Below are 25,020 nucleotides of genomic sequence, written 5' to 3' on the forward strand. Positions count from 1 at the left end.
AGTTACGGCGGTCATAGCGAGGGGGAAACGCCCGGTCCCATTCCGAACCCGGAAGCTAAGCCCCTCAGCGCCGATGGTACTGCACGGGAGACTGTGTGGGAGAGTAGGACACCGCCGAACACCCATTGAAAGGAATGGCCCCCACCACCAGGTGGGGGCCATTCCTGCATCTGCCCACCGGCTGCGGTCGGCCGCGGCATTGCGCGCGACCGGGGAATCTGGATGTGTGGGGCATCGGATTGTCTGGTGTGCGCTCAGGATTTCGGCGCGCTGAGGTTCTCGGGCCCGCTGAGGTTCTCGGGCCCGCTGAGGTTCTCGGGCGTGCTGAGGTTCTCGGGCGTGCTGAGGTTCTTGGGCGTGCTGAGGTCCCTGGGCTGTGCTCAGGTTCTTCGGTGTGCTCAAGGATTGTCGATCGAGCGATGTACTCGGATCTGCCGGGCCGGCGCTCTGCTCGGGTACGCCGGATCTGCTTTCGTCCGCACTTCGGCCCCGTGACATGGCCTGGATCGGTCGCGTCCTAGACTCGGGCGCATGAGCACTGACGCCATGTCCGGCCCGGACATCAAGCCCCGCAGCCGCACGGTCACCGACGGCATCGAAGCGACCGCCTCCCGCGGGATGCTCCGCGCCGTCGGCATGGGCGACGAGGACTTCGCCAAACCGCAGATCGGCATCGCCAGTTCCTGGAACGAGATCACGCCCTGCAACCTCTCGCTCGACCGGCTCGCGCAGGCCGCCAAGGAGGGCGTTCACGCCGGCGGTGGCTACCCGCTGCAGTTCGGGACGATCTCGGTCTCTGACGGCATCTCCATGGGGCACGAGGGGATGCACTTCTCACTCGTCTCGCGCGACGTGATCGCGGACTCGGTCGAGACCGTGATGATGGCGGAGCGGCTTGACGGCTCCGTCCTCCTCGCCGGCTGCGACAAGTCGCTCCCGGGGATGCTCATGGCCGCGGCCCGGCTGGACCTGGCGAGCGTCTTCATCTACGCCGGCACGATCATGCCGGGCTGGGTGAAGCTCTCCGACGGCACCGAGAAGGACGTCACCATCATCGACGCCTTCGAGGCAGTCGGTGCGTGCTCGCGCGGCCTCATGAGCCGGGAGGACCTGGACCGCATCGAGCGGGCGATCTGCCCGGGCGAGGGCGCCTGCGGCGGCTACTACACCGCGAACACCATGGCCACCGTCGCCGAGGCGATCGGCATGTCGGTGCCCGGTTCGGCGTCCCCGCCGTCGGCGGACCGGCGCCGCGACGCCGACGCGCGCCGCGCCGGCGAGGCCGTCGTCGAGCTGCTGCGGCAGGGCATCACCTCCCGCGACATCATGACGAAGGACGCGTTCGAGAACGCGATCGCCGTCGTGCAGGCCTTCGGCGGGTCCACCAACGCGGTGCTGCACCTCCTCGCCATCGCGCACGAGGCGGATGTCGACCTCACGCTCGAGGACTTCTCGCGCATCGGCGCGAAGGTGCCCCACATCGCGGATCTCAAGCCGTACGGCAAGTACGTCATGAACGACGTGGACCGCGTGGGCGGCATCCAGGTGGTCATGAAGCAGCTCCTCGAGGCCGGGCTGCTCCACGGCGACTGCATGACGGTGACGGGCAAGACGGTCGCCGAGAACCTCGAGAAGCTCGACCCCCCGGCGCCGGACGGGCGGGTGCTGCGCCCCGCGTCGGAGCCGGTCGCGGAGACGGGCGGCATCACGATCCTGCACGGCAGCCTCGCGCCGGAGGGCGCCGTCGTGAAGTCGGCCGGGTTCGAGTCCGACGTGTTCGAGGGGACCGCGCGGGTGTTCGACCGCGAGCGGGCCGCCATGGACGCGCTCGAGGACGGCACGATCACCCACGGCGACGTCGTCGTGATCCGCTATGAGGGCCCCAAGGGCGGTCCCGGCATGCGAGAGATGCTCGCCATCACCGGCGCCATCAAGGGCGCGGGTCTCGGCAAGGACGTGCTGCTCATGACCGACGGCCGGTTCTCGGGCGGCACGACCGGGCTCTGCGTGGGGCACATCGCCCCCGAGGCCGTCGACGGCGGACCCATCGCCTTCGTCCAGGACGGCGACCGGATCCGCCTGGACGTGGCGGCGGGCCGGCTCGACCTCCTCGTCGACGAGGAGGAGCTCGCCCGGCGTGGTGCCGGGTGGGAGCCGCTCCCGCCCAAGTTCACCCGCGGCGTGCTGGGCAAGTACACCAAGCTGGTGCAGTCCGCGTCCCGCGGCGCGATCCTCGAGTAGACCCCGACCGCGCGTGCGGACCTCCTCCGCGCGTGCGGACCTCCTCCGCGCGTGTGGAGCCCGGCCCGCGAGCAGGCGCGCGGACCCGACCGACGGCCCGTTCCCTCACCGAGGGAACGGGCCGTCGGTCGGTCATCGCCCGCGGTAGGTGAACGGCAGGTGTGCGGGCGATGAGGGTCCTCTCATGACGTCATCATCTGCCCCTCACCCGTGCTTCCTAACGTCGTTCCGGACAGCACCGGCAGCAAACCGCAGCCGGGCAGAGCTGTCGACGTCGGCACGGAGGGAACCACCATGACTGTCACCACCTCGTCCCACCCGATCCCGGGGACCCCGCTCACCGGCGGCGAGCCGGGCCTGTCACCGGCGCCGGCGCCGTCGGCGCCGGCAGCCGTTCCGCCGGGCGCCGGACGTGAGGAGGTCCCCGCCGTCCGGCTCCGGCGGGCGAAGACCGCCTACACGACCCGGTTCCTCGCCCAGCGGCTGACGGACGACGCGCAGGGCTACGGTCTGCTGACCGGCGGGGACGTCCGGCCCTCGGCCGGCGACGTGGTCCTCGCACGGGTGGTCCGTCTCGGTCAGCACAAGCGGCTCGAGGGCCCGGGGAGCCGGCGGCAGACCCTCTTCGTCGGTGACGAGATCCTGGTGGCCTACGGGCACCGTTACGCGCCCGACCAGTTCGAGGCCGAGGTCCCCGACGATCTTCGGCACACGCACCTCGTGGCGGCCGGCGGCCTGACCGGCGTGGTCACGGGGCAGCACGCCCGCATGGAGGACGCCACGATCCTCGAGCCGCTGGGGCTCCTCACCGACGGCGACGGGGTCGTCACCCTCGGCCGGCTCGCGCCCCAGCAGCTGCTCGCCGACGTCCCGGGCGCACCACGCGGGCGCTTCCCGGCCGGCCGGCCCACCGTCGTCGCCGTCCTCGGCACGTCCATGAACTCCGGCAAGTCCACGGCGCTCGCGTGCCTCGTGCGCGGGCTGGTCTCGGCCGGCCGCACCGTGGCCGCGGGCAAGGTGACCGGCACGGGTGCCGGCGGCGACCCGCGTCTCTTCACCGACGCCGGAGCGTCCGCCGTCCTGGACTTCACCGACTTCGGCCTGCCCTCCACCTTCCGTCTCGACCACGGCCGGGTGCGCTCGCTCCTCGCCTCGCTCGTCGACGCCCTGGCCGCCACGGGGCCCGACGTCGTCGTCGTCGAGATCGCCGACGGCGTCTACCAGGCAGAGACGGGGCGTCTCCTCCATGACCCGCTGTTCCGCGCGGTCGTGGACCGGGTCGTCTTCGCCGCGGGCGACGCCCTCGGTGCGACGGCGGGCGTCGGACTCCTCGAGGCGGCCGGGATCGACGTCGCCGCCGTCAGCGGCGTCCTGACCTCCTCCCCCCTCGCCACGCGCGAGGCGACGGCGGCCGTCGACGTCCCCGTGGTGCCGACCTTCGGTCTGACGGAGCCGGGGGCCGCCACCGCGCTGCTGCCGCGATGACGGCGGGCCGGGGAGAAGGGTTCCCGCCGCTGTGGCACGGCCGTCGGCGCCGTCAGCTGCTCGGCCTGGTGGCCACGGGGGTGGGGCAGGCGGTGTGCGCGGTGACGACGGCCCTGGCGCTCTCCGCCCTGCTGGCGGCGGTCGGTGACCGGGAACGGCTCATGACGACCGTGGTGCTCCTCGTGGCCGCGGTCGGGGTCGGGGTGCTGCGCGCGCAGGAGAAGGTTCGGGCCGAGCAGCTCAGCCAGGACTACGTGCGCGAGCTGCGGCGGGGTCTGCTCGGGTCGGCGCTGACCACCCGCCGGGGCCCGGGGCTGGGCATCACGGTCGCCCGGACGACTAACGACCTCTCGGCCGTCCGTAACTGGGTGGCCCTCGGCATCACGCCGCTGGCGGTCGGCGTCCCGACGATCCTCGGCGCCACGGTGGCCCTCGCGGTCCTCGACCCGCTCCTCGCCGTCGCGGTCGCGGCGCCCATGCTCGTGCTGGGCGCCGTGCTGGCCGCGCTCGCCGGGCCGGCCTTCCGGCGCTCGCGCGAGCTGCGCCGTCGGCGGGGCCGCCTCGCGACGGCGGTGTCCGAGACCGTCACGGCCGCCCGGACGATCCGGGCGGCCGGCGGGGAGCGACGGGAGCTGCGCCAGCTCGACCGGTTCAGCGCAGCCGTCGCCGAGGCGGCGGTGGAGCGGTCGCGGGTGGCGGGGGCCCTTCGCGGGGCCGCGGCTCTCGCCTCGGCGCTCGCGCTCGCCGCCGTGGCCGCCGTCGGCGCGTGGTTCGAGACGTCCGGGGCCGCCGTCGCCGGGGCGCTGACGATCGTCGGGCTGGTCGCCGGCCCGGTGAGCGACCTCGGCAGGGTGGTGGAGTACCGCCAGGCGTTCCTGGCCGCGCGCCGCGTCCTCGCGCCGGTGCTCGCCGAGGGCGCGGCCCACCGTGCCCACGAGCTCCGTCTGCGGCGACAGTACGGCGGTCACCCGCCGGTGACGGCGCGGACCCGGAGCCAGGACGGCGTGGTCCACGTCGGCGACCTGGTCGTGGGCGGCGCCCCGGTCCCCGAGCTCGTCGCCCTGCCCGGCTCGCGGATCCTGGTGCGCAGCGCGGACGCCGGCCGTGAGGCCGAGACCCTGAGCGTGGTCGCCGGGGTCCGGCACGCGCCGGGCGCCTGGGTCCGGGTGTCGGGCTATGTGCTCCAGGAGCTGCCGGCCACGCAGCGCCGCCTGCTCGTCGGGGCCGTGGCCAGCACGGACGTCCTCGAGCGCGGGACGGTCGCGCGGGCGGTGCGCTACCGCGACCCGGAGAGCACGGCGTCGGTGCCCGAGGTCCTCGAGGCGGTGGGGCTGACGGGCCGGGTCGCAGCTCTCGATCGCGGCGAGCGGACCGTCCTGCGCCGTGGCGGGGAGCCGTTGACCGTGAGCGAGCGGATGCGGGTGCTGCTGGCGCGCGCGGTCTACGGGGAGCCGGCCCTGGTGGTCCTGGACCGGGTGGACACCAGGCTGGGGCAGGGTGGCGGCGAGGTGATCGACCGGCTCTGGCTCGAGTACCCCGGTGTCATCGTCGCGGCGAGCGACGCGCCGGACGCCCTGCCGGGCGCCGTGACCGTCTGGGACCTCGACGACACGTCCGCGGCAGGCAACCGGCCCGTGCTGGCCCGGCCCGGTGCCGGCGCGGGAACCTCGGCCCCGGCCGTTCGTTCCACCGGGGGAGAGCGACGGAAGGAGAACGCATGAGCTACGTGTACAAGGTGGTCCAGCTCCGCGAGGGGATGATCGGCGGGAAGATCTCGGCCGACAAGCTCGAGAAGGTGCTCAACGACCACGCCCGTCAGGGGTGGCAGCTCAAGGCCATCACCTCCACGGACGTCAAGGGGCGCGTGGGCCCGGGCGGCGTCGAGGGTCTCCTCGTGACGTTCGAGCGACCGGCGGGCTGACGGCGGAGCTTGCCGGACGCCCGGCAGGAGGTGAGGCCGGGCATGCAGGGGCGCACCGCCTCCAGTGCGGGAGGGCCGTCACGCGCGCAGGGGGCGCGTGACCGTCCGGTCCCGTCGCCCCCTGCGTGCGGGCCTCACGCTCCGCCGAGCACCTGGGCCAGCAGGATCTTGACGACCATCGCCGTCGGGTAGACGAGGGCGTAGCCCAGGGCGACCCGCGGGTCGTGGCCGGTGCGGCCGTTGGCGAAGGCCAGCAGGGCCGGCTGCGTCTGCGCGCCCGCGACGATCCCGGACAGGCGGGTCCCGCCGGTGCGGAAGCCCCAGCGCATCACCGCGTAGAGGCCGACCCCCACCACCGCCGTGACGGCCGCGCCGAGCACCAGGATGGTCACGACGGAGCCGGAGGCGAACGCGTTGAGGATCTGCCCGCCCGCGTTCGCGCCGGCGTAGGCGAGGAAGACCAGCAGGCCGATCTCTGAGAGCACCGCCGTCGCCGTCTGGGGCAGCGACGTCACCACCGGCCCGACCCGGCCCACCCGCCCCATGACCAGCCCGACGAGCAGCGTCCCGGCGGCCGCACCGATCGTGAAGGAGTCACCGCCCGGGACCGGGACCGGCAGCTCGCCCAGCAGCAGGCCCGCGACGAGCCCGAGACCGAGTGCCGCCGGGTTGATGTCCGACAGCCCGCGGGCGGAGTCGCCGAGGTACGCCGTCACCTCGCCGATCCGTTCGCGGGGCGCGACCACGCGGACCCGGTCGCCGAGCTGCAGGGCCATCCCGGGCACGGCCACCTGGTCGACGTCGCCACGACGCACCCGCACCACGGTCGCCTGGAACTTCTCCTCCAGACCCAGCTGCGCGACGGTCCGCCCGGCGTGCGCGAGGGTCGAGATCGTGATCCGTCGGTTGTCGAGCCGGCTGCGGTCGGCGACGAGGTCGTGCGAGGAGAGGTGCCCGAGCTCCGTGACCGCCGCCTCGACCACCGGGGCCGGCCCGACGACGGTGACGACGTCGCCGCGCGCGAGCACGTCGCCGGCGCCGACGGGCTCCGCCGGGCCCTCCTCCGTGTGCCGGATGCGAGAGAACCGCAGCTCGTCGCCGTGCCGGTGCTGGATCTCCGCGACGGTCGGACGGTCGTCGCGGTCCACCCGTACCGTCCGGTCGACGACGGGGGAGGGGGCGTCCGTGTCCTTCTCCCGGTAGCGCAGCGCGAGGGAGGAGATCACGAGCATGCCGAGGACGCCGAAGAGGTAGGCCACGGAGTACCCGACGGTCGCCTCCGGGGTCCCGCCCGCGGCCGCGAGGGCAGGGGTGTTCGTCAGCGCGCCGGCGAAGGTTCCCGCCACGGTCTCGCGCCCGAGCCCGAGCGCGTTCCCGAGCCCGACGGCGGTCCCCGCGCCCGCCACCAGGGCGAGGGCGACGGCGAGCATCAGCGGCCAGGCGGTGCGCAGCGAGTGGAAGAAGTTCGGGCCCGAGGAGATGCCGGTGACGAAGGCGAAGAGGGCCAGGCCGAGGGAGCCGATCACCGGGGGGATGGCGAGCGCGACGCCGTGGCTCGCCCCCCACGCGCCGAGACCGATGGCGGTGAACAGCACGGCCGCGGCCCCCAGGGAGACCCCGCGGACGCTCACGCGGCCGACCAGAGCGCCGACACCGACGACGAGGAAGAGCAGGACGAGCGGCTGGGCCGCGAGCGTCTCGAGCATGGGGTTGGCTCCCTGGGCTTGCGTGCTGGCGACGCGGCGGTCGTGAACCGGCGTCGGTACGACGGTATCGGGCGGTTCGTCCGGTGGTGCCGGGCCAGACGTCACGGGTGCGGTGTCGGCTGGGTCACCCGGACGGTGCCCCTCGACTGCCCATCTCACGCGTGCCACGCTGCACACATGAAGGTGCTCAAGGACGAGGACGTCCAGTCGCGCCCGGGCCTGCAGGACTGGCGTGTGCTGGCGGGCCGGCTGCACGCGACGTTCCGGTCGGGGTCGATGACCCGCGGCATCGAGCTGGTCCGGCGCATCGGCGAGGTGGCCGAGGAGCTGAACCACCACCCGGACGTCGACCTGCGCTACTACCGCGTGCACGTCGTGCTCACCACACACGCCGCGCACGGGCTCACCGAGCGGGACGTCTCCCTCGCCGGGCGGATCGGTGCCGCGGCGGCGGAGCTCGGGATGCCGGCCGAGCCCGGCCGTCCGCGCGCGGTGGAGATCGCCGTCGACGCGCTGGACATCCCGGCCGTGATGCCGTTCTGGAAGGCGGTCCTGGGTTACCGCACGCAGGTCGGCCCGGGCCAGGACGAGGCGGGCGCCGTCGACCTCGAGGACCCCGACGCGCGAGCGCCGAGTGTGTGGTTCCAGCAGATGGAGCTGCCGCGCCCCGGCCGGGGGCGCATCCACGTCGACATCCATGTGCCGCACGACGAGGCCGAGGCCCGGGTGCGGGCGGCGCTCCACGCGGGCGGGCACCTCGTCAGCGACGTCTACGCGCCGTCGTGGTGGGTGCTCTCGGACGCCGAGGGCAACGAGGCCTGCGTCCGCACGTGGCAGGGGCGGGACTGACCGCCGCCCGGCCGGACTCCGGGGTCCTGTGCATCGCTGATCGGCCGGCGCTGAGTGTCCGGTGCACCGTGATCTCCGCCCGTCCACGGAGCGGATCCGTTCTCCACGATGTGAGACACGGGTCGCCGAGGGTGACGTGCGCCGCACGTCGGGCTATGGTGAGGTCCATGCAGTTCCGGACCGTAGTACTTAGCCAGCGCGCCGCAGCCCTCTGACAGGACCTGCTGCGCGCACCCCCTCGACATCCCCGACCGGGACGAGGGGTTTTTTCATGCCCGGCACCGCTGACCAAGACCGCACCACCCGACCCAGGAGGCACAAGATGGCCAAGGCACCGCACCCGGCGCCCCCTCGCCCCGCCGCGCCGGCGGCCCCTGCTGTCCGGGCGGCGCCGACGGTAGCGCCACGGGCGACGATCACCGAGCGCTCGACGGGCGCGCGGAACATCGTCCGCGCGCTCGAGGAGCAGGGCGTCGACACGATCTTCGGCATGCCGGGCGGGGCCATCCTGCCCACCTACGACCCGCTGTACGACTCCACCAAGCTCCGCCACATCCTCGTGCGGCACGAGCAGGGCGCCGGGCACGCCGCGACCGGCTACGCCGCCGCCACCGGCCGCGTGGGCGTGTGCATGGCGACCTCCGGCCCGGGCGCGACGAACCTCATCACCCCGCTGGCCGACGCGCACATGGACTCCGTCCCGCTGGTGGCGATCACCGGGCAGGTCGGCGCGTCCATGATCGGCACCGACGCCTTCCAGGAGGCGGACATCGTGGGCGCCACGATGCCCGTCACGAAGCACTCCTTCCTCGTGACGGACGCCGACCAGATCCCGGCCCGGATCGCCGAGGCGTTCCACATCGCCTCCACCGGGCGGCCCGGTCCCGTGCTCGTCGACATCGCGAAGTCCGCCCAGCAGGCGGTGTCCCAGTTCGTCTGGCCGCCGGAGATGGACCTGCCCGGCTACCACCCGGTCACCAGGCCCCACGCCCGCCAGGTGCGCGAGGCCGCCCGCCTGCTCGCCACGGCCCGCAAGCCCGTCCTCTACGTCGGGGGCGGCGCGATCCGCGCGAACGCGGCCCGCGAGCTCGCCGAGCTGGTGAACCTCTCGGGCGCCGCCGTCGTCACCACGCTCATGGCCCGCGGCGTGGTCCCCGACTCCCACCCGCAGAACCTGGGCATGCCCGGGATGCACGGCACGGTGCCCGCGGTGGCCGCGCTCCAGCAGGCCGACCTCATCGTCGCGCTGGGCGCCCGCTTCGACGACCGCGTGACCGGCCGGCTCGACAGCTTCGCACCGAGGGCGACGATCGTCCACGCGGACATCGACCCTGCCGAGATCTCCAAGAACCGCACGGCCGACGTGCCGATCGTCGGCGACCTGAAGGAGGTCGTCGCGGACCTGACCGTCGAGCTGCGGGCGGCCCACGCCCAGCACGGGCTGCCGGACCTGGAGAAGTGGTGGAAGCAGCTAGACGAGCTGCGCCACACCTACCCGCTCGGGTGGGCCCCCACCGAGGACGGCCTCATGGCACCGCAGCACGTCATCTCGCGGCTGGGGGAGATCTCCGGCCCCGAGAGCGTCTACGTCTCCGGCGTCGGCCAGCACCAGATGTGGGCCGCGCAGTTCATCAGCTACGAGCACCCCCGCACGTGGCTGAACTCCGGCGGCCTGGGCACCATGGGCTACGCGATCCCGGCCGCCATGGGCGCCAAGGTCGGCCGCCCGGACGCCACCGTGTGGGCCATCGACGGCGACGGGTGCTTCCAGATGACCAACCAGGAGCTGGCCACCTGCGCCCTGGAGGAGATCCCGATCAAGGTCGCCCTGATCAACAACTCCTCCCTCGGCATGGTGCGCCAGTGGCAGACCCTCTTCTACGAGGGCCGCTACTCCCACACGGACCTGCACACCGGTCACGAGACCAAGCACATCCCGGACTTCGTCAAGCTCGCCGAGGCGTACGGCTGCGTCGGGCTGCGGTGCACCTCGACCGCGGACGTCGACGCCACGATCAAGCGCGCCATGGAGATCGACGACCAGCCCGTCGTCATCGACTTCGTGGTCAGCCGTGACGCGATGGTCTGGCCGATGGTGGCGGCCGGCGTGAGCAACGACGACATCCAGTACGCGCACGGGATCACCCCGGCGTGGGACCGCGACGAGTGAGGAGCAGCAGATGAGCACCAGGCACACCCTGTCCGTGCTGGTGGAGAACAAGCCGGGCGTTCTCACCCGCGTGTCCGCCCTCTTCGCCCGCCGTGCTTTCAACATCCACTCCCTGGCCGTGGGGCCGACCGAGCACCCGGAGATCTCCCGGATCACCGTGGTCGTGGACGCCGCCGACCTGCCGCTCGAGCAGGTGACCAAGCAGCTCAACAAGCTGGTCAACGTGCTGAAGATCGTCGAGCTCGAGCCCGACTCCTCCGTCCAGCGCGAGCTCCTGCTGGTCAAGGTGCGGGCCGACGACGCCTCCCGGACCGCCGTCCTCCAGGTCGTGGAGCTCTTCCGCGCCCACGTCGTCGACGTCGCCCCGGACGCCGTGACCATCGAGGCCACCGGCTCGGAGAACAAGATCCGTGCCCTCCTCACGGCCCTCGAGCCGCACGGCGTGCGCGAGATCGTCCAGTCCGGCGCCGTCGCCATCGCCCGCGGCTCGCGGTCGATGACGGACCGGGCAGTCGAGCGCAGCGTCCGCCCCGCCTGATCACGACGGCGCACCCCGGCACGGGCCGGCGGTGCGCCGTCCCGGCGCCCGCCCGCCGGGCGCCGGACCCGCACCACCCAGCCCTGACGAACACCGCAAGACCCCAACCGAAGGAGAACACCGTGGCCGAGCTTTTCTACGACGACGACGCCGACCTGTCCGTCATCCAGTCCAAGAAGGTCGCCATCATCGGCTACGGCAGCCAGGGGCACGCGCACGCGCTGAACCTGCGCGACTCCGGCGTCGACGTCGTGGTCGGCCTGCGCGAGGGCTCCTCCTCCCGCGCCAAGGCCGAGGAGCAGGGCCTGAAGGTCGCCACCGTGGCCGACGCCGTCAAGGAGGCGGACGTGGTCATGATCCTCGCGCCGGACCAGGCCCAGCGCGGCCTGTACGCCAACGACATCGAGCCCAACCTCAAGGACGACGCCGCGATCTTCTTCGCGCACGGCTTCAACATCCGCTTCGGCTACATCAAGCCCTCCGCCGGGCACGACGTCGCCATGGTCGCCCCCAAGGGCCCGGGCCACACCGTCCGCCGCGAGTACGAGGCCGGCCGCGGCGTGCCGGTGATCGTCGCCGTCGAGCAGGACGCCTCGGGCCACGCGTGGGAGGTGGCGCTGAGCTACGCCAAGGCGATCGGCGGCCTGCGCGCCGCCGGGATCAGGACCACGTTCACGGAGGAGACCGAGACCGACCTCTTCGGCGAGCAGGCCGTGCTGTGCGGCGGTGTCTCGGCGCTGATCCAGAACGGCTTCGAGGTCCTCACCGAGGCGGGCTACCAGCCCGAGATCGCCTACTTCGAGGTGCTCCACGAGATGAAGCTGATCGTCGACCTCATCTGGGAGGGCGGCATCTCCAAGCAGCGCTGGTCCGTCTCCGACACCGCCGAGTACGGCGACTACGTCTCCGGCCCGCGTGTCATCACGCCCGAGGTGAAGGAGAACATGAAGAAGGTGCTCGCGGACGTCCAGTCCGGCGCCTTCGCCGAGCGCTTCATCAAGGACCAGGACGCCGGCGCGCCGGAGTTCAAGGAGCTGCGCGCCAAGGGTGAGAACCACCCGATCGAGGCCACCGGCCGCGAGCTGCGCAAGCTGTTCGCGTGGACCGACACCCGCGACACCGACTACGTCGAGGGCCACGTCGGCCGCTGACGAGCCCCTTGCGACGGTGAGGACCCGGACCGGGTCCTCACCGTCGCGGCGTCTGAGGCGCAGCCGCGCGCCCGCCGGACCGTTGCGGCGGGCGCCGTCGCCTGTCATCGTGACGGCGTGATCCGCCTCCTGGGGATCCTCGGCGGGCTCTCGGGCGCGCTGGACCTGGGGACCGGCGCACCGCTGGACGAGTCCCTCGTCCGCTGCGTGGTGGCGGTCCGGCTCGCCCGCGCCGTCGGCTGCCCGGACGAGGACGTCCGGACGGTCCTGTACGCCTCGCTCCTCGAGCACCTCGGCTGCACCGCCGCCTCGGTGGAGGGGGCGCGCCTCTTCGGCGACGACATCTCCGTCGTCCGCTACAGCTTCGTCGCGGACCTGACCCGCCCGGCCGACGTCGTGCGCACCTTCGTCCCGGGCGTGGCCGCCGGCTCCGGGAGGGGCCGGGCACGGACCCTGCTCTCGGCGCTGCGGGCCGCACGCGACGACGAGCCGCCGAGGGCGACGTGCGAGGTCGCCGGCGACGCCGCCCGGCGCCTCGGCCTGGGCGACGGCGTCGTGCGGGCCCTCGCCCACGTCACCGCACTGTGGGACGGGAAGGGGTACCCGGCCGTCGGCGGGGAGGAGATCCCGCTCGCGACCCGGGTCGTGCACGTCGCGGGGACCGCCGTCCTGCTGGCCCTGCTCGCGGACCCGCAGACGGCTCTCGCCGAGCTGCGGCGGCGCGCCGGGACGCAGCTCGACCCCCGCCTGGTCGAGGCGTGCACGGCCGAGCTGCTCACGAATGCGGTGCGGGCGGGGCCGGGCGAGGCGCGCGGGGGAGCGGGGCCGGACGACGGCGAGGGGCCCGATCCCCTCGACCTCGTCCTCGCTCTGGAGCCGGACCCGGTCCGCCGGGTCGACGGCAGCGCGCTCGCGGAGGTCGCGCGGACCTTCGGTGACCTGGTGGACCTCAAGAGCCCGCGGCTGCAGGGCCACTCCGCCGCGGTGGCCGCCCTGGCCGCCGACGCGGCGGGTCACCTGCGGCCGGCCGACGCCGGCCGGCTGCGGCTCGCCGGGCACCTCCACGACCTCGGCCGCATCGCCGTCTCGAGCCGCATCTGGAACAAGGAGGGCCCGCTCACCCGGGCCGAGCGCGACCTCGCGCGTCTGCACCCGTACTACACCGAGCGCATCCTGGCGCGCGCCCCGGCGCTCGCCGGCGTCGCCTCGATCGCCGCCGCGCACCACGAACGGTGCGACGGCAGCGGCTACCACCGCGGGCTGCGCGCCGCGGACCTGTCCGTCGAGGCACGGGTCCTCGCCGCCGCGGACGCGTACCGCTCGCGCGCCGAGGGCGGCGGCGAGCCGGGGGACGCGGCCGACCACCTCGCGGCGCAGGCCCGGTCGGGCAAGCTGGACCCGGACGCCGTGGCGGCGGTCCTGCAGGCCGCCGGGAGGCGCCGCGCCGCCCGCGTGACGGGGGTCGCCGGCCTCACCGGGCGTCAGGTCGAGGTGCTGCGCCTGGTGGCGCAGGGCCGGACCAACCGCGAGATCGCGGATCTGCTCGTCATCTCCCCGCGGACCGCCGAGCACCACGTGCAGGACCTCTACGTGCGCATCGGCGCGAGCACGCGGGCGGCGGCCGCGCTGTTCGCCATGGAGCACGGGCTTCTCGAGCGCGGCTGATACTGCGTAGGTCTACCCATGTGCGGCGCCCGGCCTCGGCCGATCCTGGCCGCATGACCACCACCGGCCTGACACCCGTCACCCGTGACCGGCTGTTCACCCGGCCGTTCGTCGTGCTCGCTCTCGCCGAGCTGGCCTACTTCAGCGCCACCGGCGTCGCCGTCTACACCCTCCCGGTCTACATCACCGGCCCGGTCGGCTCGGACGCCGCCGGCGCCGGCCTGGCCTTCGGCGCCTTCGCCGTCGTCGCGCTCGTCCTGCGGCCCGTCGCGGGACGCCTGGCCGACACCCGGGGGCGGCGGCCCGTCATGGTCGCCGGCGCGGTCCTCTGCGCCGTCGCCATGGCGCTGACCGCCCAGGCGGCCTCCCTCGGCGGCGTCGTCGCGCTGCGCCTCCTGCTCGGTGCGGCCGAGGCGGCCTTCTTCGTCGCGGCCGTCGCGGCGCTCGTGGACCTGGCGCCGCAGAGCCGGATGGGGGAGGCCCTGAGCTACAACTCTCTCGGCCTCTACCTCGGGCTCACCGCCGGGCCGCCGCTGGGCGAGCTCCTGGTGCGGACGGCGGGGTTCGCCGTCGCCTGGTCGGCGGCGGCGGTGCTGGCCGGCGGTGCCGCGGCGCTGGTGCTCGGGATCGGCGAGACGCGCCCGCCCGGCCCGCCAGAGCAGGGCGGCGGTCACCTCATCCACCGGGCGTCGCTCCCGGTGGGCCTTGCCTTCCTGGCCTCCACCGTGGCCATGGGCGGGTTCTTCGCGTTCGCCGCGCTCCGTGCGGCCGAGGTGCACCTGGCCACCACGAGCCTGCCGCTGCTGACGTACGGCGCCGTGGTCGTGGCCGTCCGGGTCGGCTTCGCGCGGGTGCCCGACCGCGTGCCGCCGCTGCCGCTCGGCGCCTGCGCGATCCTGACGATGGCCGCGGGGCTCGCCGTCTCGGCGGCGTGGGCCGCCCCGGCCGGCGCGGTGGTCGGCGCGGGCGTCATGGGGCTCGGCATCGCGTTCAGCACGCCCGCCCTCTTCGCGGCGATCTTCGCGAGGGCCGGCGCGGGCGAGCGCGGCGCCGCCTCCGGCACGGCGAGCGCGTTCCTCGACCTGGGGCTCGGGGGCGGCCCGATCGTGCTCGGCCTGGTCGCGCGGTCGAGCGGCATCGCAGCGGCGTACGGCGTCGCTGCAGGGGTGGCGCTGCTGGGCGGGATCTGGGCGCTCGTCCTTGCGGCCCAAGAGCGCGCCGCCGCCTGAGCGGGGGGGCCAGGGGGACGTTCCCGGTGCTCACATCGTGAGATCTGGGTCCCGTTCAGTGGACGGACCGAGTAGGTTCGGCCCCATGACGCGCACGATCAGGCTGGCAGTGGTGGCGGGCGACGGGATCGGTCCCGAGGTGGTCGCCGAGGGGCTCAAGGTCCTCGACACCGTCCTCGCCGGCTCCGGCGTGACGGTCGAGCGTACCGACTTCGACCTCGGCGCCCAGCGCTGGCACCGCACCGGGGAGACCCTCACCGACGAGGACCTCGCGGCGATCCGCGAGCACGACGCCATCCTGCTCGGTGCGATCGGCGACCCGTCCGTCCCCTCCGGCGTTCTCGAGCGGGGCCTGCTCCTGAAGCTCCGGTTCGCCCTGGACCACTACGTCAACCTTCGCCCCTCGCGCCTGTACCCGGGCGTGCCCACCCCGCTGGCCGACCCGGGAGAGGTGGACTTCGTCGTCGTCCGCGAGGGCACCGAGGGTCCCTACGTCGGCAACGGCGGCGCGATCCGCGTCGGCACCCCGCACGAGGTCGCGAACGAGGTCTCCGTCAACACCGCGTTCGGCGTCGAGCGCGTGGTCCGGGACGCGTTCGCCCGCGCCCAGGCCCGGCCGCGCAAGAAGCTGACGCTCGTGCACAAGCACAACGTCCTCGTGCACGCCGGGCACCTGTGGCGGCGTACGGTCGAGACCGTCGGGGCGGAGTACCCGGAGGTCAGCGTCGACTACGCGCACGTCGACGCCGCGACCATCTACATGGTGACCGACCCGTCCCGGTTCGACGTCATCGTCACCGACAACCTGTTCGGCGACATCCTCACGGACCTCGCGGCCGCCATCACCGGCGGCATCGGGCTGGCCGCCTCGGGCAACGTCAACCCCGAGCGCACGACCCCGTCGATGTTCGAGCCGGTGCACGGCTCCGCCCCGGACATCGCCGGCCAGGCCAAGGCCGACCCCACCGCCACGGTGCTCTCGGTCTCGCTCATGCTCGAGCACCTCGGCCTGACCGAGGAGGCGCGCCGGGTGTCCGACGCCGTCGCCGCCGACATCGCCGAGCGTGACGGCACGCCGCGCTCCACGGGCGCGGTGGGCGACGCCCTCGCTGCGCGCGTAGCCGCCGGCGCCCGAGTATCGGGCTGACCGAGAGCAGCGTCCCGCCGCCCCGCGCGGCCCCGTCACGAGCCCGTCGGCCCTCCCGCCGACGGGCCGTCGGCGATACCGTCGTCCACAGCACCCGCACCCGAGAAGGGTTGTCCCCCATGAGCACCTCGTCCGACCAGCTCTCCACGCTGACCGGGCCCACCGCGGCCGAACTGCCGGCCGCGGCCGACCTCGCCACCCGTTTCCCCCTCACCGCCAACGCCGCCCCGGCGGGCGAGGACGCCTACAGCGCCGTGATGGACAACCTCAGCTTCGGGGTCTCCTTCACCGACCACATGGCCCGCGCCACCTGGACTCCGCGCGAGGGGTGGCACGGCCACCGCGTGGAGGCGTTCGGCCCGCTCACGCTCTCGCCCGCCGCCGCCGTCCTGCACTACGGCCAGGAGATCTTCGAGGGTCTCAAGGCGTACCGGCACGCCGACGGGTCCGTGTGGACCTTCCGGCCCGGCTTCAACGCCGCCCGCTTCAACGCCTCCGCGCGGCGCCTGGCCATGCCGGAGCTGCCCGAGGAGGACTTCGTCGCCTCCCTCGCCGCGCTCGTCGCGGCCGACGCCCGCTGGGTCCCGTCGGTCCCCGGCTCGAGCCTGTACCTGCGCCCGTTCGCGATCGCGACCGAGCCCTTCCTCGGCGTGCGCTCCGCCCACCAGGTCGAGTACCTCCTCATCGCCTCGCCCGTGGGCCCGTACTTCGCCCACGGCTTCGAGCCGGTCGCCATCTGGGTCGCCGAGGACTACCACCGCGTCGGGCCGGGCGGCATGGGCGCGGCCAAGACCGGCGGCAACTACGCCGCCTCGCTGCTCCCGCAGCAGGAGGCCTACGAGAAGGGCTTCGAGCAGGTCTGCTTCCTCGACGCCGCCACGGGCACGCACCTCGAGGAGCTCGGCGGCATGAACGTCTTCGCCGTCGGCGCCGACGGCACCGTGCGCACCCCGTCGCTGACGGGGACCATCCTCGAGGGCGGCACCCGCGGGTCCATCCTGCAGCTGCTGCGCGAGTCCGGGCGCAAGGTCAGCGAGGAGACGATCAACCTCGCCGAGCTCCTCGAGCAGATCCGCTCGGGCGAGGTCTCGGAGATGTTCGCCTGCGGCACCGCCGCGGTGATCACGCCGATCGGCCGGCTCGCGGGCAGCGGCTTCGACGTCACCGTGGCCGACGGCCGTCCCGGCGCCGTCACGAGCGGCCTCTACGCGGAGCTGACCGACATCCAGTACGGCGTCCGCCCGGACACGCACGACTGGATGTACCGGCTCGCCTGACGCATCCCGCGAGCGCCGCCGGCCCCGCCCACGGGGCCGGCGGTCCGCATCCTGAGCGCGTGGTCCGCGCTCCGGCCGGTGTGGCACACTGTGAGGCGTGACGCAGTCCCAGCTCATTATCGGCTAGCGCATCCGGCCCACCCGCCCGATGCGCAACCTCCCGTACCCCGGGAGGTTTTTTGTTGCCGGGGCCACCTCCTCCGGCGACACCGCCGGTCAGGAAGGTCCTGGGCGGCACCGGTACCGGCACCACCCACGCCGGGAGCAGGGGCACGTCGGACCACGGCCGTGCCCGCACGGCCCCTCGCGAGGAGCACCGCATGACCAGCACCACCGGGCCCACCGCCGTCACCGCCCCTGGCGTCCAGCGACCGGCGGGCGCGCCGGCGGCCAGCGTCCAGGTCTACGACACCACGCTGCGCGACGGCGCCCAGCAGGAGGGGATGAACCTCTCCGTGGCGGACAAGCTCGCCATCGCGGCGCTGCTCGACGAGCTGGGTGTGGGCTACATCGAGGGCGGCTGGCCGGGGGCCATCCCGAAGGACACCGAGTTCTTCGCCCGCGCGGCGAAGGAGCTCGACCTGCGCCACGCGCGCCTGGCCGCGTTCGGGTCCACCTGCAAGCCCGGAGCCCAGCCGCACGAGGACGCGCAGGTCCAGGCCCTGGTCGAGTCCGAGGCGCCGGTGGTCACGCTCGTGGCCAAGTCGGACATCCGCCACGTCGAGCGGGCGCTGCGCACCGACGGGCAGGAGAACCTGCGGATGATCGCGGCGACGGTGCGCTACCTGGTGGGTCTCGGCCGCGAGGTGGTCCTGGACGCCGAGCACTTCTTCGACGGCTACCGCTACGACAAGGAGTACGCCCTCAGCTGCGTGCGCACCGCCTTCGAGGCCGGCGCGGAGACGGTGGTGCTGTGCGACACCAACGGCGGCATGCTGCCGGAGCAGGTGAGCGAGGTGGTCTCCGAGGTCCGCGCCGCCACGTCGGGGCGGCTCGGGATGCACGCCCACAACGACTCGGGCTGCGCCGTCGCCAACACTCTCGCGGCCGTCGCGGCCGGCGCGGGGCACCTCCAGGGCACCGTGAACGGCTACGGGGAGCGCACCGGCAACGCCGACCTGCTCACCTGCGTGGCCAACCTCGCCCTCAAGCGGGGGACCGAGGGGCTCGCGGGTGACGGGCTGAGCGAGGCCAGCCGCATCGCGCACGCGATCTCCGAGATCACCAACATCAGCCCCTACGGGCGCCAGCCGTACGTCGGCGCGTCGGCGTTCGCGCACAAGGCGGGCCTGCACGCCTCCGCGATCCGGGTGGACCCGGACCTCTACCAGCACATCGACCCCGTCGCCGTGGGTAACGACATGCGCATGCTCGTCTCGGAGATGGCCGGGCGGGCCTCCATCGAGCTCAAGGGCCGCGAGCTCGGCTTCGACCTGACGGGCCAGTCCGAGCTGCTGACCCGCGTGACCACCCGCGTGAAGGAGGCCGAGGCGGCCGGCTACACCTACGACGCCGCGGACGCCTCCTTCGAGCTGCTGCTGCGCGCCGAGATCGACGGCGGACGCGCGCCCCGCTTCTTCGACGTCGAGAGCTGGCGCACCTTCGTCGAGCACCGCCCCGGCGACGGGCAGATCGACTCCGAGGCCACGGTCAAGCTGCGCACCGGGCACGGCCGGATGATCAGCACCGGCGAGGGCAACGGCCCCGTCAACGCCCTCGACCACGCGCTGCGCGCCGCGCTCGTCGGGACCTACCCGGAGATCGAGGACTTCGAGCTGATCGACTACAAGGTGCGCATCCTCGACAGCCAGCAGGGCACCGACGCCATCATCCGGGTGCTCATCGAGACCTCCGACGGCGTGCAGAGCTGGTCCACGGTCGGTGTCGGCACCAACATCATCGAGGCCAGCTGGGAGGCGCTGACCGAGTCCGTGGTGTGGGGCCTGCTCCACCACGGCGTCGAGCCGCGGTAGGCGGCGGGCGGGTGCCGCCCGGCCGGGCCCCGCGGCTCCGGCCGGGGAGGCTCCGCCGTGGTGCGGGAGGCTCCGCGGTCGTGCGTGACGGACCGCACGCCGGTCCGGCGCGGCGCGGGATCTAGGGTGGAACCATGCACGGTGAGTACAAGGTTCCCGGCGGCAAGCTGGTCGCGGTCGACGTCGACGTCGAGGACGGGCGCCTCGCCCGGGCCCGGCTCTCCGGGGACTTCTTCCTCGAGCCGGACGACGCGCTGGAGGACATCAACGCCGCGCTGAACGGCATGCCGGAGACGGCCTCGGCGGCCCAGCTGGCGCGGGCCGTCGAGGAGGCCGTCGACCACAACGTGAGCCTCGTCGGTTTCACCCCCGAGTCCGTCGGGATCGCGGTGCGCCGGGCGCTGGGTCACGCGACGAGCTGGCGGGACCACACCTTCGAGGTCATCCACGGCGAGCCGGTGCACCCGGCGCTGAACGTCGCGCTCGACCAGGTGATCCCCGAGGAGGTGGCCGCGGGCCGGCGCGGGCCGACCATGCGCATCTGGGAGTGGAACGCCCCCCTCGTCGTCATCGGCTCCTTCCAGTCCGTGCGCAACGAGGTCGACACCGAGGCGCTCGAGCGCCACGGCATGACCGTGGTGCGCCGCATCTCCGGCGGCGGCGCCATGTTCATGGAGCCCGGCAACTGCATCACGTACTCGCTGGTCGTCCCGGAGTCCCTGGTCGAGGGCCTGAGCTTCGAGCAGTCCTACGCCTTCCTCGACGACTGGGTGCTCGGTGCGCTGGCCGAGGTGGGCGTCAGGGCCCGGTACGTGCCCCTGAACGACATCGCGTCGGAGCAGGGCAAGATCGGCGGCGCGGCGCAGAAGCGCTTCGCCTCCGGGGTGGTGCTGCACCACGTGACGATGAGCTACGACATCGACGCGGACAAGATGCTCGACGTCCTGCGCATCGGCCGGGAGAAGCTCTCCGACAAGGGCATCCGCAGCGCCAACAAGCGGGTGGACCCCATGCGCTCGCAGACGGGCATGACCCGGGCGGACATCGTGGACGCGTTCATCGCGTACTTCCGCGGCCGGTACGACACGCGGCTGTCGGACTACCGGCCCGAGGAGATCGCCCGCGCCGAGGAGCTCATGGAGACGAAGTTCCTCACCGAGGAGTGGACCTACCGGGTGCCGTGAGGATCAGGCCGGCGGGCGGGCCCCGAACACGGCCGTGCCCACGCGCACCATCGTCGCCCCGGCGGCGACGGCGAGCTCCAGGTCCCCGCTCATCCCCATGCTCAGCTCGGTCGCCTCGCCGGTGCCGGGCGCGCCGGCGGCCAGCACCCGGGCGCGCACCGCGGCCAACGTCTCGTAGGAGTCGCGCACGACGTCGACGTCGGGGGAGTTGGCGCCGATCGTCATGAAGCCGCGCAGCCGCAGGTGCGGCAGGGCGGCGACGGCGATGGCGAGCTCCGTGGCTCGGTCGGGCTCGACGCCGGCCTTGGTGGCCTCCCCGGAGGTGTTCACCTGCACCATGACGTCGAGCGGCGCGCCGTCGCCCTCCGCCGCGCCACGGCGTGCGGCCGCGGCGTCGAGCCGCTCCGCCAGCCGTAGGGTGTCGACGGTCTGGACGCACGTGGCCCACCGGAGCACCTGGTTCACCTTGTTGGACTGCAGGTGCCCGATGAAGTGCATCTCGTGCGGAGGGACGCCGGCCTCGGCGAGCGCGGGCCCGGTGGCCACGAGCTCCTGGGCCCGGTTGTGGCCGAGCAGGTCCGCGCCGGCGTCCAGGGCCGCCCGGATCGCCGCCACCGGCTGGGTCTTCACCGCGAGCAGCAGGCGGACCTCGGACGGGTCGCGACCGACGACCCGGGCGGCGTCGGCGATCCGGCGTCGCACGACGGCGAGGTTCTCCGCGATCTGGTGCTCCACGGGGTCCGACCCTACCCAGGCGCGCGCCGTGCCGACGTGGGGGCCGCCCGGGCGTGAGGTGGATCCCGCCGGACGGCAGACCTGTGCCTCACCGGCCCGAGGCCGTCGGGTGGACCGGCTCACCGGCCCGACGCCGTCGGGTGGACCGGCTCACCGGCCCGACGCGTCAGGTGGACCGGCTCGCCGCCCGGGCCTCCACCCGGGCGGGCGTGCGGGTGCCGGCCCGCGGTCTGGCGTCCGAGGGGGTCTCCGTGCGCCCGATCTCGATGCCGACGGAGAGGGCGCGGTGGTCGGACATGCCCAGGTTGTGGGAGCGGCCGGGCTCGGTGGTGCGGACGTCGCCGTCGACCAGGATGTGGTCCAGCTGCTCGGCGGGCTCGGTGAGCGGGAACGTCGCGGCGGTCACCAGGGGCCGCAGGCCGCTGTGCCGCGAGGGCTCCCCGCCGGCGAGGTTGAGGTCGCCCATGAGGACGAAGGGGCGCGTCATGTCTCGCGTCGCCTTGACGATGTGGCGCAGCTGGGCGACGTTCCAGTCGGGCACGAACGTCAGGTGCGTGCCCACCACGGCGACGGGCCCCTCCGGGGTGACCACCAGCGCGGCGAGCGCCGTGCGCGCCTCGTCCTTGACCAGCACGGGGCGCGTGCGGCCCGGGAACGTCACCGGCACCCGCTGGTGGGGGCTCGGCAGCGCGAGGACCTTCCACCTCGCCACCGGGTACCGGCTGAGCAGGGCGATGCCGTAGGCGGACGACTCCGGCTGCTCCTCGCCGGTGGCCGCGGTCCACAGGTCCGGCAGGCCATGCATCGTGGCGACGAACCGGTGGTCGACGGCGCCCATGGCCTCGGCGGCGACGGCGGTGAGGTCGGCGCCGTGGGAGCGAGGCTGGTCGCGGTCGACCTCCTGCAGGGCGAGCACGTCGGCGTCGAGGGTCCGCACGGCGTCGGCGAAGCGGTCGAGGTCGACGCGGTCGTCCGTGAGCGACCGGCCGTGGAGGATGTTGAAGGTCGCGATACGCATCGGGGCCGATTCTGCCCGTCCTGATGCGAGGGCGCGCGCCGTCGTGTAAACCCGAACGCATGGACGACAGCGACCGCCAAGATCTGCACGAGGGCATGCGCATCGTCGGGGCCGCCCTCTCCGGTGCCGGCATCCCGTTCGCGCTCGCCGGCGGGTTCGCCGCGTGGGTGCACGGTGCACCGCAGTCCGAGCACGACGCCGACTTCGTCATCCGCGAGCAGGACCGCTCGACCGCCTGGGAGGCGCTGTCGGAGACGGAGCTGCGCGTCGTGGACCCGGTGGAGAACTGGCTCTTCAAGGCCTACAAGGGCGAGGCCCTGGTCGACATCATCTTCCGGCTTGACGGCGAGCCCGTCCCGGACGAGATCTTCGACCGGGCCGACTCCTTCGACGTCTTCGGCGTGCCCATGCCGGTCATGCAGGCCACCGACATCCTCTCGGAGAAGATGCGCGTGCTGACCGAGCAGCGCTGCAATTTCTCCGACCTGCTCCCCGTGGCCCGCGCGCTCCGGGAGCAGGTGGACTGGGCCGAGGTGGCCACGCGGATCGAGGGCAACCCGTACGCCGAGGCGTTCCTCTTCCTGCTCGACGAGCTCGGCGTCGTGGAGCACCCGGCACGCAGCGGCGCCGTCGGCCAGCTGGGGAACGCCGTCGGCGGGCCGACCCATGGCGGCCACGCCGGGGGGCAGGCCCCGGGCGAGCGCACCGGCCGGCAGATCCGCCCGGACGACGCCGGAGGCAGCTCCGGCGAGGAGCCCGCACGGGCCCGCATCGCGTGAACGGCCGGTAGGGCTGCGACGTCGGTCGGCTCACCGCGGCAGGAGGGCGCCGGCCTCCTCGGGGTAGGGGAAGGTGCCGGGCACGTACGCGCACCACGGCTCCTCCGCGAACATGTCTCCGGTGACGCCGTACGCCCGGGAGCGGGAGCCGCCGCAGATGCGGCGGTACTCGCAGGCGCCGCACCGCCCGGTGAGCCGGTCCGGGTCTCGCAGGGCGGTGAAGAGCGGGGACGAGCGGTAGATCTCGGTGAGCGGCGCGACGCGCACGTTGCCCGCCGCCACCGGCAGGAACCCGCTCGGGTGGACCGTGCCGAGGTGGGAGACGAAGACGAAGCCGTTCGCGGAGGAGACGTTGATCGGCGCGCGGCGCTCCCGGTCGGTGGCGTCGAGCAGGCCGAGACGGGCACCGCGCACCCGCAGCGACCGGTAGAGCGGCCCGAGGTCCATGGCCTCCTCGTGGCCGACGCCGCGCCGCGCGAGAGCCGCGCGCTGGAGCGCCACCCGGCGGAAGTGGTGCCCCTCGGTGGTCTTCACGGGCACGGCGTGGCCGATGTCGTAGAAGAAGTTCAGGACGTCCTCGACCTCCCGCGCGGTGAGCGATCCGAGGTCGGCGCCGCGCCCGGTGGGCACGAGGAGGAAGCCGCTCCACGTCAGCGCCCCCTCCTGCCGCACGAGGGCGGCGATGTCGGCGAGCTGGTGGACGTCGTGGCGGGCGACGGTCGTGTTGATCTGGACCTTCATCCCGAGCTCCCGGGCGGCGCGCCAGCCTGCGATCGTCCGGTCGAACGTGTGCGGCACCCGGCGGAAACCGTCGTGCGTCGCGGCGTCGGCACCGTCCAGCGACAGCGATAGCGCGTTGACCCCCGCGTCGTGGAGGTCGGCGAGGGAGTCTCTGGTGAGCTTCGCGGTCCCGGACGGCGAGACGGCGACGGCGAGGCCCAGCGCGCGTCCTCGCCGCACGATCTCCGCGAGGTCATCCCGCTCGAAGCAGTCGCCCCCGGTGATGACGAAGATCGGGTACGGCCGGCCGAAGGCGACCACCTGCTCCATCAGTGCGGTGGCCTCGTCGGTGCTCAGCTCGCTGGGGTGGCGACCGGGAGCGGCCTCGGCACGGCAGTGCCGGCACGCCAGGGCGCACGCCCGGGTGGCCTCCCAGATGACGATCAGCGGACGCTGGGCGGGGTCGTGCCGCTGCGTCCGCACGGTCGGGGCCGGTCGGGCGCGGAGGGGCGGGGTGCTCACGGTCAGACCCTCGCCCGCGGCCGCGGCGCGGGCAGGGGACCTTGGTCCCGTACGCCGTGCCGCCGCACGGCGGAGCGGCCTGGCAGACTTCGGGCATGAGCCACGACCTGCACATCACCGGTGACGACGCCGCGGACGCGCTCCTCTCGACGGACCCGTTCGCCCTCCTGGTCGGGATGCTGCTCGACCAGCAGGTGGCGATGGAGACCGCGTTCGCGGGCCCCAGCAAGCTGGCCGACCGGCTCGGCGGGCTCGACGTGCGCCGTCTGGCGACGATGAACCCGGACGAGCTGACCGAGGTGTGCCGGCAGCCCCCGGCCGTGCACCGCTACCCCGGATCGATGGCCGGGCGCATCCAGGCGCTCAGCGCTGCCCTCGTCGAGGAGTACGACGGCGACGCCGCCGCCCTGTGGACCCGCGGCGACCCGGACGGCAAGGAGGTGCTCCGCCGGCTCCGGGCCCTGCCCGGGTTCGGCGAGCAGAAGGCCAAGATCTTCCTCGCGCTGCTCGGCAAGCAGTACGGGCTGACCGCGCCGGGCTGGCGGGAGGCCGCCGGCGCCTACGGCGAGGAGGGGTCGTTCCGGTCCGTCGCCGACATCGTCGACGCCGACTCCCTCACCCGGGTGCGCGAGAACAAGAAGGCCGCGAAGGCCGCCGCCAAGGCCGCGAAGCAGTAGCCGCACGTGCACCCCTGGTGGTCCGGCGGGAGA

At 73.8% G+C, this 25,020-nt stretch carries 20 protein-coding genes and 1 rRNA gene; 17 read left to right on the forward strand and 4 right to left on the reverse strand.

Annotation, left to right across the window (positions count from 1 at the left end; translation table 11 throughout):
• Nucleotides 1-3: 3 nt before the first annotated feature.
• From rrf to ABD774_RS08375, 5 genes are all read left to right on the forward strand, one after another.
• Nucleotides 4-120: ribosomal RNA gene (gene rrf / locus ABD774_RS08355) — 5S ribosomal RNA — on the forward strand.
• 411 nt (nucleotides 121-531) lie between these two features.
• Nucleotides 532-2,241 carry a dihydroxy-acid dehydratase gene (gene ilvD, locus ABD774_RS08360; protein ID WP_345039787.1) on the forward strand — a complete coding sequence of 570 codons (1,710 nt, stop codon included), beginning with the start codon at nucleotides 532-534 and terminating at the stop codon, nucleotides 2,239-2,241.
• A 294-nt stretch (nucleotides 2,242-2,535) separates the two neighbouring features.
• Nucleotides 2,536-3,726 carry a DUF1611 domain-containing protein gene (locus ABD774_RS08365; protein ID WP_345039791.1) on the forward strand — a complete coding sequence of 397 codons (1,191 nt, stop codon included), beginning with the start codon at nucleotides 2,536-2,538 and terminating at the stop codon, nucleotides 3,724-3,726.
• Complete coding sequence (locus ABD774_RS08370) at nucleotides 3,723-5,447, forward strand: ABC transporter transmembrane domain-containing protein (protein ID WP_345039793.1); 1,725 nt, start codon at nucleotides 3,723-3,725, stop codon at nucleotides 5,445-5,447. Before ABD774_RS08365 ends, ABD774_RS08370 begins: the two co-directional genes overlap by 4 nt.
• Nucleotides 5,444-5,647, forward strand: coding sequence for a DUF4177 domain-containing protein (locus ABD774_RS08375; RefSeq protein ID WP_345039795.1), 204 nt, complete (start codon nucleotides 5,444-5,446; stop codon nucleotides 5,645-5,647). The genes ABD774_RS08370 and ABD774_RS08375 overlap by 4 nt, the downstream gene beginning before the upstream one ends.
• A gap of 134 nt (nucleotides 5,648-5,781) precedes the next feature.
• Here ABD774_RS08375 and ABD774_RS08380 read toward each other — a convergent pair whose 3' ends face one another.
• Complete coding sequence (locus ABD774_RS08380; RefSeq protein WP_345039798.1) at nucleotides 5,782-7,353, reverse strand: aspartate:alanine exchanger family transporter; 1,572 nt, start codon at nucleotides 7,351-7,353, stop codon at nucleotides 5,782-5,784.
• A 177-nt stretch (nucleotides 7,354-7,530) separates the two neighbouring features.
• Here ABD774_RS08380 and ABD774_RS08385 point away from each other — a divergent pair, with 177 nt between their 5' ends.
• The 10 genes from ABD774_RS08385 to lplAB all read left to right on the forward strand — a co-directional run bounded on the left by ABD774_RS08385 (nucleotide 7,531) and on the right by lplAB (nucleotide 20,536).
• Nucleotides 7,531-8,202, forward strand: a complete 672-nt coding sequence (locus ABD774_RS08385; protein WP_345039800.1) for a 4a-hydroxytetrahydrobiopterin dehydratase — start codon at nucleotides 7,531-7,533, stop codon at nucleotides 8,200-8,202.
• Between the two features lie 322 nt (nucleotides 8,203-8,524).
• Nucleotides 8,525-10,372 (forward strand): acetolactate synthase large subunit, encoded by a 1,848-nt coding sequence (locus ABD774_RS08390; protein WP_345039802.1) that lies wholly within the window; start codon nucleotides 8,525-8,527, stop codon nucleotides 10,370-10,372.
• Between the two features lie 10 nt (nucleotides 10,373-10,382).
• Entirely contained in the window at nucleotides 10,383-10,910 is a 528-nt protein-coding gene (gene ilvN / locus ABD774_RS08395; RefSeq protein ID WP_345039805.1) for an acetolactate synthase small subunit, read from the forward strand.
• A 122-nt stretch (nucleotides 10,911-11,032) separates the two neighbouring features.
• Nucleotides 11,033-12,061, forward strand: a complete 1,029-nt coding sequence (gene ilvC, locus ABD774_RS08400; protein ID WP_345039807.1) for a ketol-acid reductoisomerase — start codon at nucleotides 11,033-11,035, stop codon at nucleotides 12,059-12,061.
• A 117-nt stretch (nucleotides 12,062-12,178) separates the two neighbouring features.
• The gene (locus ABD774_RS08405) at nucleotides 12,179-13,726 is read left to right on the forward strand and encodes an HD domain-containing phosphohydrolase (protein WP_345039809.1); all 1,548 of its coding nucleotides are present in this window, start codon (nucleotides 12,179-12,181) and stop codon (nucleotides 13,724-13,726) included.
• Nucleotides 13,727-13,779: 53 nt separating this feature from the next.
• Nucleotides 13,780-14,955, forward strand: coding sequence for an MFS transporter (locus tag ABD774_RS08410; protein ID WP_345039812.1), 1,176 nt, complete (start codon nucleotides 13,780-13,782; stop codon nucleotides 14,953-14,955).
• An 85-nt stretch (nucleotides 14,956-15,040) separates the two neighbouring features.
• The gene (locus ABD774_RS08415; RefSeq protein ID WP_345039814.1) at nucleotides 15,041-16,102 is read left to right on the forward strand and encodes a 3-isopropylmalate dehydrogenase; all 1,062 of its coding nucleotides are present in this window, start codon (nucleotides 15,041-15,043) and stop codon (nucleotides 16,100-16,102) included.
• A 119-nt stretch (nucleotides 16,103-16,221) separates the two neighbouring features.
• The gene (locus ABD774_RS08420) at nucleotides 16,222-17,379 is read left to right on the forward strand and encodes a branched-chain amino acid aminotransferase (protein WP_345039816.1); all 1,158 of its coding nucleotides are present in this window, start codon (nucleotides 16,222-16,224) and stop codon (nucleotides 17,377-17,379) included.
• Nucleotides 17,380-17,699: 320 nt separating this feature from the next.
• A complete protein-coding gene (gene cimA, locus ABD774_RS08425; protein WP_345039818.1) occupies nucleotides 17,700-19,352 on the forward strand; it encodes a citramalate synthase in 1,653 nt (550 codons plus the stop codon).
• Between the two features lie 134 nt (nucleotides 19,353-19,486).
• A complete protein-coding gene (gene lplAB / locus ABD774_RS08430) occupies nucleotides 19,487-20,536 on the forward strand; it encodes a lipoate-protein ligase LplAB (protein WP_345039821.1) in 1,050 nt (349 codons plus the stop codon).
• 3 nt (nucleotides 20,537-20,539) lie between these two features.
• Here lplAB and ABD774_RS08435 read toward each other — a convergent pair whose 3' ends face one another.
• Nucleotides 20,540-21,271: a YggS family pyridoxal phosphate-dependent enzyme gene (locus tag ABD774_RS08435; protein ID WP_345039823.1), complete on the reverse strand. Its 732-nt coding sequence runs from the start codon at nucleotides 21,269-21,271 to the stop codon at nucleotides 20,540-20,542.
• A gap of 166 nt (nucleotides 21,272-21,437) precedes the next feature.
• Nucleotides 21,438-22,289, reverse strand: a complete 852-nt coding sequence (locus tag ABD774_RS08440; protein WP_345039825.1) for an endonuclease/exonuclease/phosphatase family protein — start codon at nucleotides 22,287-22,289, stop codon at nucleotides 21,438-21,440.
• Nucleotides 22,290-22,348: 59 nt separating this feature from the next.
• On the opposite strand from ABD774_RS08440, the gene ABD774_RS08445 reads away from it, so the two are divergent.
• Nucleotides 22,349-23,068: a hypothetical protein gene (locus tag ABD774_RS08445; protein WP_345039828.1), complete on the forward strand. Its 720-nt coding sequence runs from the start codon at nucleotides 22,349-22,351 to the stop codon at nucleotides 23,066-23,068.
• A gap of 30 nt (nucleotides 23,069-23,098) precedes the next feature.
• On the opposite strand, the gene ABD774_RS08450 is transcribed toward ABD774_RS08445, so the two are convergent.
• Complete coding sequence (locus ABD774_RS08450; protein WP_345039830.1) at nucleotides 23,099-24,310, reverse strand: TIGR04053 family radical SAM/SPASM domain-containing protein; 1,212 nt, start codon at nucleotides 24,308-24,310, stop codon at nucleotides 23,099-23,101.
• A 95-nt stretch (nucleotides 24,311-24,405) separates the two neighbouring features.
• Between ABD774_RS08450 and ABD774_RS08455 the strand changes: the two genes are divergently transcribed.
• Nucleotides 24,406-24,987, forward strand: coding sequence for an HhH-GPD-type base excision DNA repair protein (locus ABD774_RS08455; RefSeq protein WP_345039832.1), 582 nt, complete (start codon nucleotides 24,406-24,408; stop codon nucleotides 24,985-24,987).
• Nucleotides 24,988-25,020 lie beyond the last annotated feature (33 nt).

Source organism: Georgenia daeguensis, assembly GCF_039537705.1.
Taxonomy (GTDB): domain Bacteria; phylum Actinomycetota; class Actinomycetes; order Actinomycetales; family Actinomycetaceae; genus Georgenia; species Georgenia daeguensis.